This is a genomic window from Scytonema sp. PCC 10023, from assembly GCF_963920835.1.
Classification (GTDB): Bacteria; Cyanobacteriota; Cyanobacteriia; order Cyanobacteriales; family Nostocaceae; genus Kalymmatonema.
The window spans coordinates 1-6,807 of record NZ_CAWUDP010000200.1 but is presented as its reverse complement, the minus strand read 5'-3'; the positions used below and the strand labels follow the sequence as shown (position 1 = coordinate 6,807).

The 6,807-nt window shown below is 45.3% G+C and carries 5 protein-coding genes; 1 reads left to right on the top strand and 4 read right to left on the bottom strand.

Annotated features, from left to right (window positions below; genetic code table 11):
- A partial coding sequence (locus tag ACM0OZ_RS47240) for a hypothetical protein (protein ID WP_414589888.1) occupies positions 1–202 on the bottom strand: 202 nt, incomplete at its 3' end.
- A 178-nt stretch (positions 203–380) separates the two neighbouring features.
- On the opposite strand from ACM0OZ_RS47240, the gene ACM0OZ_RS47235 reads away from it, so the two are divergent.
- Positions 381–593, top strand: a complete 213-nt coding sequence (locus tag ACM0OZ_RS47235; protein WP_414589887.1) for a hypothetical protein — start codon at positions 381–383, stop codon at positions 591–593.
- A 1-nt stretch (position 594) separates the two neighbouring features.
- On the opposite strand, the gene ACM0OZ_RS47230 is transcribed toward ACM0OZ_RS47235, so the two are convergent.
- The 3 genes from ACM0OZ_RS47230 to ACM0OZ_RS47220 form a co-directional block, all read right to left on the bottom strand.
- Positions 595–957 (bottom strand): hypothetical protein, encoded by a 363-nt coding sequence (locus ACM0OZ_RS47230; protein ID WP_414589886.1) that lies wholly within the window; start codon positions 955–957, stop codon positions 595–597.
- Positions 958–966: 9 nt separating this feature from the next.
- Positions 967–4,179, bottom strand: a complete 3,213-nt coding sequence (locus tag ACM0OZ_RS47225; RefSeq protein WP_414589885.1) for a DUF5906 domain-containing protein — start codon at positions 4,177–4,179, stop codon at positions 967–969.
- Positions 4,180–5,750: 1,571 nt separating this feature from the next.
- The coding region (locus ACM0OZ_RS47220; RefSeq protein WP_414589884.1) for an ATP-dependent DNA helicase at positions 5,751–6,807 on the bottom strand (1,057 nt) is incomplete at its 5' end.

Sequence of the window (6,807 nt, the reverse complement as noted above, 5' to 3'; positions counted from 1 at the left end):
GACACTGGCTGGAGTTTTCTCCCAATCTTCTGGGGGTATCTGAGTCAGATAATCTCGGCGCTGTTCTTCCATGAGGGGTTATGCCGAAATACGTGGCAAATGGGACACGTTGTAAAGTTTTGTTGCAGAGTGTGCTTTCTTGATTTACCAACTTGCCCATAAATGATAAAGGGACAATCAAGATTTTGCACAGTAAAATCAACTCTTCACCTCTTTCAGTGCCTCAAACTTGTCCATAAACAATCATTTTTGGCAACGTTTTTCTCTGAAAGCAGACACGAAATTTGGTATTTAAACAACTGTATAGCAGGGCTTTTAAGAATCTGCGTTAGAAAACTTTACAATGTGTCCCATTTGCCATGTATTTCGGCATACCCCCCATGACACCCAATTTATCAGATTTTGGTGGCAATTTTTTACGATCGCTCTCCTACCCCTCTGAACGGTTACAAATAAAATGCCCCGCCGTATTCGTTAACGGGTATTCAAAACGGTTATTAGTGTTGATGCCCAGCCCAGAGGGCTGGGCGACGGCTGGGCATTTTATTACTGGCAAGTGCCTGAGATACAAAACTGTTTCCATCCCTGCCTAAATCATTGGTTAGATATAACGCTTGTAGCCGACTGTTGGTCTATTTTTTTCTGAATATCTGGGTGATGGTAGTATCCTCCATCTCTAAAAACTAAGGTTTTCTGGTCAATCAAAGATTGCAAAACTCTATCAAACTGCTCTTTGCTAAACAGGTAGTTAGCTTTCTTAAAATTCCTGTTAATAAAATGCAAACTGCTCAGAAACAATTGCTGGTAGTCATGGATACCTTGAAACTGAATAGCCCAAACGATGGCAGGCGGTAAGTCCTCATCCTTTGGTTGCACTGGTCCCGCCATCTTGATTGTTTCTTCAGTAATGTTGCTGCCACTTTTGGTAAGTTGTTTGCGGCGTTTTGCTTTACCCATATATATCCCTCACTGCACCAGTTCTAGCCAACTTAAGTAGCACTCTAATTGTCGCAAATGCGGTTCTAGAGAAGCATCATCAAGCCAAACGACAAATTGAGTGATATTCCTGCCGTCTTGATTTTCAGTTTTGATCCGCATGACAACGCCTGTCTTGCCGTCACGAGATGTCCCTAAAGTATGGGGACGAATTCTCACTCGCGTCCCTTTATTAATAGTATGTGCTTCAGTAGTTGGTTCAAGAGCATTTGGAGTCGTTTCATTGTCAATAAGGGGGGTTTGCACCGCAATAAGGTGTTCTGCCACCCCAGTTTCCACCCCAGTTTCCACCCCAGGAATGCTTGAATTCTGGTCATCGCACCCCACCCACCCCAATTTTGAGGGGGTGGCTTCTCTATTCCTATTTTCTGTTGCGTTCAAAACTGACATCTCCGCTGATGGGGTGGTGGGCTGATTTTCCTTTTCTGCCAACACTTCAGTTACTGTCTGGGCTTGGAACTTGGCATCAACCTTGCCATTGGTGTTGGCAGATTGATGATTGTTGTTATTGTTTATTTTTTCTTCATTGGTAATAGAGAAATTGGGGTGGTTGGGGTGGAAGTATTGATTTTGCGTTGTTTTTTGGGGTGGCGATTGGGGTGGAATTGGGGTGCTAGCGGTGCTTATTGCGGTGGGAGGTTGGCTTATTGAGAATGAAGAGGTTTCTTCTAGAGGAGAACCGGGGTGGAAACCAATGCCTTGAATTGCTAAGACCGTTTTCTTGCCACTGGGGTGGGGCATCGTCAGTTTCTTAGCTTTGGGGAACAACTGTAAAAACCGGGAGATAACTTGGTTGGCGGCTTTAACGTTTTTATCGCTGGGCTTGGCTTGTTCTACCCAAATCGCTTTGAACTTGCCGTTACTGGTTTCTTCATAATCCAGCGTGCCGTTGTCTCGATACCACTGCTCTAAGACTGTCCAAATCTCACTAGCGGTTAATATGCTGTTGGGGTCATACCCCAAGCCTACGTCAGAGCAGAATTGGAACAAATGGCAGTTTTCTGTTTGGATAGCAGCCAGAGCTGATTCCGTGGGATTATAGTCAATGCCATCACGCATCAGATCTACCAGGGCTTGCAGTACTTTGTTCAAAAATGCTGGCACCACCATTGTTTGTACAAAGATGGGGTCGTATTTGAAGCGGGGGTCAGCTTCAATTTCACCTTTGCTGGGGTCTGCGCCAGTGACGAAAGTTTTGTTAAAAGAAAGCACAGCATAGCGACTGGTGATAGCTTCTAAAGTCCCTTGCAGGTTGGGAGTGTCGTTGACGTTGAATAACGCGATCGCTGAGGGTGAGAATTCTTCACTATCTACACCCTTACGTTCAGCATCGAGTGGATCTCCGGTGAGAAAGGCTTTCAAACTTTGGATTTTGTCCAACCGGGCGCTGTTGGTATTTTCACTAGCCCAGTTCACCCGGCTGTAGCGCAATTTCGCTAAGGGGAATTTTCGTCCCTCATCGTAGGCAACAAAGTCAGCCAAGGTGCAGCCTGTGATACCGCGCTTTCCGTACATGAGGCTGACGACTTCTCGCAGTGTGTCTTTACCATTGTTGCCGTCACCCCGGCACAGCAAGCCCTTCACTAAGCGCCCCTTGTATTTCCGCACTGTTGGTAAGTCCAAGGATGCGGCGATAACTCTCAAAAAGATTTCCCTTTGGGCGGGGTCTAAGCAAGACAGCAGGCGTTCGCAGTGGCTGGCATCGGCATCTGGGTCATAGATGGCGATGGGTTTGTAGGTATAGTATAGTTCTGGGGTGTGGTCAACAAGTTTCCAACTGGGGATTTTATCCTCCCAAATGATCAGCAAAACACCATTGACGCAATTTATCCCCGGTGGGTTAAGTAATTCTGGTCTAACGCCAATCCTCATTTTTACCCATCTCAAAATCTTTTCCGCTGTTGCTGGGTTGGCATAGGGGAAACGGATTTGGTCGCCTTCGAGTACGGGGTAAATGTTGCAGAAGTCGGCAATTCGCTTTAGCTCAACGACATCAGGGCTGTGTAAGTAGTAAATGCTATCCCAGCCATAAAGCTTATCCTCAGCACAAATCCAAGGTTTGTCGCCGTAAAGTATTTCAAAAGCTTTTTGGGTAATTTCGATGTTTGGCTCAAAGCTATCGGGAATGTCCCCTACGAAATCATTCGCATCTTCGACCAATTGCTCAAACTCAGCATATCCATCCACGGCAGCGTGGATTTCCTCTTCAAGTTTGCGGATAAAATCTGGTACGTCCATTTGCGCCAATATTTCTTCGATATCACCAGCATCATGTGGTAGAATATCGCAAATTTGTTTGGGGTTAATTAGGACACAGGGCAACCCCACCTCAAAGCAACATTTCTTAAAGATTTCGGCTTTCTTCAACCCAGTTGGGTCGGGGTCGTGGAGGAAAACCATGACTGCAAGACTTAATGCTTCTTTTATCGATGTGAGGATGGGTTTGATTTCTTGCGGTCGCCAGTTGCTGCCTTGGAAGGTGCAGCTGGCAATGGCGTGACTTCTGGCTATTTCCACGCATTTTTCGCCTTCTTGCCACAGCAGTGCTGGCGTTCCTGGAGTGATTTTGGCTGCCGCTAGAGTTTCATCGAGTTGGTATGCACTCCAGGGAGCATCGCCCTTAGTCGATTGCTGTGAGCCATCAGGAGCAATGTGACACTGTACAAAGGTTTTATCGCGTCCTTTTGGTTTGCTGGTGTCTTCCCAATCAAAGCGCGATACCCGTTGACTAGAAGAGTAATTGTAGACGGTTTCTACAACAGTGGCTAAATTAGATTTTGCTGCTTTGACTTGCCTTTTAACCCTTTTAGGTATGGATTGTGGTTTTTCTGGTTGCGCTCCGTCAGTAGCCGGAGCCGCCAGTCTCACCAGTGTGGTGTTTGGTGGGATAGGAACTGGCTTTGTTTTGGGTAATTTTGGTTGAGTTAAAGTGCTTTGTACTTTGTAGGTGGGACGGTTGGCTACTAGTTCATTCCAAGGAGAAACTGCTTCCCTAATAGAGCGGCACTCACAGCCATTCCAGCATTGATATTTGCCCGTTTTCTGGTCGATAGTCAGGTTGTTGCCGCCACACACGGGACAGATATAACGATTCTTGTCCTTGGTAGGAGTGAGCTTTTGTGTGAAATTCCGAATGTCAAAAGTCTTGAAGCTGTTGTCTGATGGTAATTTACAATTGTGCATAGTTGACTCCAATTCCTGGAAACAGTGGACATTGGAGCGGGTAGAGCGCCGGAAATACTGGATATCTCTCAAAATTGCTGCTTCTTCTTTGGTTTCACTAGTTTTTGAAGGATTCTGTCAAAACTTGGTGAAATACAACGATGTGCAAAAAAATCTGTGACGTTTGACTGGAATTTTTCCAGCAGGAAGTATCAAGATTTTGGCAACAATCTTGTAAGATAGAGTTGTGGGTGTGCTCCGAAAGAGCACACAGCGCAGTCCCCCGATAACTCAATCAGTGAAGGTTTCTCAGGTCTCGACTGATTGAAGTTGCAGGAGATTAGCTAACCCGCTCCTACTACTTGTGTTGTAACTTTTTGAAGTTGTAACTAAGATCATATCAGCCAAAAGCCGCTCTTTGAAAAAGAGCGGCTATTTTGGCGTGAAATTTTTTATTTTGGTGCTTCACGTTACTCACCTCAATGGTCAATTTTGCTTTAAGGAAGCTCTATCTTTCGGTTGGTCTTTGCCGCGCATCTAACAAACTTCTAATTAGCGAAAATCACAACACGCCAAACTGAATATCTCAGCGACCAATACCCCAGTCTCTCACATCTTGAAGCTGGCACATAAGAATGAATCGTTAAGTTTGTATCTGGCGCATATGCGCCAGATAGATTTTTCTCGCTCTGTATATGGTCGTTCCTTTTTAAGGACTTAGAGTATGAACTCTAACAGCAATAGAGCGAAAATCACAACACGCCAAACTGAATATCTCAGCTTGCAAATAATCCTGGTTTGTAAATGTCTTGATTGCAGGTTGAAGCATTTATAATTGCAGGCTCTTACACTTATGACTCGTCTAATAGAACCGCGCCCGCCGCAAAGGCGCTCGCCTGCTTGAGTAATTTTCGTGAAACCCCACAGCGCAACCGAGCGCAATTGGGGCTAACACGCGGTTAAATGCCATTGAGTACAAAATCACCGAAAAGCAGGAAGTAGTGCCTATTCCACCTGTCAGAGCTGATATCAGTGATAGCATAAGCAGATTTTATCAATCTGGGCTAGAAGCCGCATTCTTGCGTAGGGGCGAGTGACAACAATTCATAAACGGTGGTTATTTCGTGCGCTCGCCAACGGAAAATCAAGGGTTTGGAGGAGACAAACTGTTCCTATTATGCCGCCGAATCGCAACGAGTTCTTGGATTCTGGAAATCCAGGCACTTTCAGCTTTATCACAAAATGAATGGAAACTGACGGAAAAATAAGGGATTTCGCCCTCGCGAATCAGGAGCCAAACAGTTCTCTATAGAAGAGCGATCGCTATATAACAGCTAGAACACCGATTCAGTAATCGGAATCATAACGAAAAAACCAGGTTTCGTTGGGTTGCGACAAGGAATGTTTGGTTGTAAAAGACCTTAAAACAGGGTTTATCAGTCTTGTGTTTTATTAATGAATCGGTGTTCTAGCTCCGTTGCCTGAAATCCTGATTAAAAGGTACTTTCCTGATGTCCGGGTGTTTGACTAAAATGTCCATGTGGCAGGAATTCTAAAAAACTTTGTGATCTAGTGACTTTGACATCCTCCCACTATGACCCCTCTCGAATCACCAAATCGATTGCAGAGTCAATTAACTCAACCGCCGCAGTTTCATAGTGATAAGTCTTAAACCGAAACTTGCCCACAATTTCGAGTTGCTTCGACGGGCGATGTCCATATTTATCCGAATACAGTTGTAGAGCGATAGTACCGATGGTCGTCATCTGTCCAGGGGTGGCAATGAGTCCGCGCTCTTGCAGTCTTGATGCGACGGTGACGGTAGAAGGTGTTGCTTTATCAACTCCCCTGCTGCCTAAGCGCGAGAATGTTTTGGTTAGTTCATCTAAGGGTGAGATGAGTAGAGTCATTAGCCCAGTAAACCGTTTTGCTGGTTTATCTGTCGCCACGGCAATCTTTAATGCTTCTGGTTGTCCAACCGCGATAAATGTACCCATTGCGCGAGTCATGGTAGTGTAAAGCAGTTGACGGGTTAACATACGTCCGTTAGACATGAGTAATGGGAAAATCACATACGGAAATTCACTGCCCTGGCTCTTGTGGCAAGTTATACAAAACGAATGCATGATTTGCTCAAAGTTACCAGGATAGTAGTCAACAATCGCGCCTCCCTCAAATGAAACCCTCACCATTTGTTTTTCTTCTTCTACAGCAATAACCTTCCCAGTCTCGCCGTTCATCACTGGCGGAACGGTATCGTAACGATTTTTTAGTTGTATCACCCTATCCCCCGCTCGGTAGACGACCGACCCGGAAACGACTTCTTTTTGGTTGGATTTTTTTGGATTGAAGATGGACCCAAGCAGCTTATTGAGATTGTGAACCCCAGCTGCTCCTTCCTTTTGGGGTGCTAACACCATCACTTGTTGATTTAAATCCACATTCTCACGGCTCATAGCTTGGACTAACTCGACAATGGTGTTAGCCGTGGCTTGTGGTGAAGGAGTTTCCAACATGGCGCAGTCTGCCACATCCATCCACTCGGATACCTGATTAAATTTGTGCAGTGTCGGAACTGTACCAGAATTTACATCGCTAGCTGTAGGAGCCAGCAATAAGAAACGCTTCGACCAGCAATAAGGATCATTC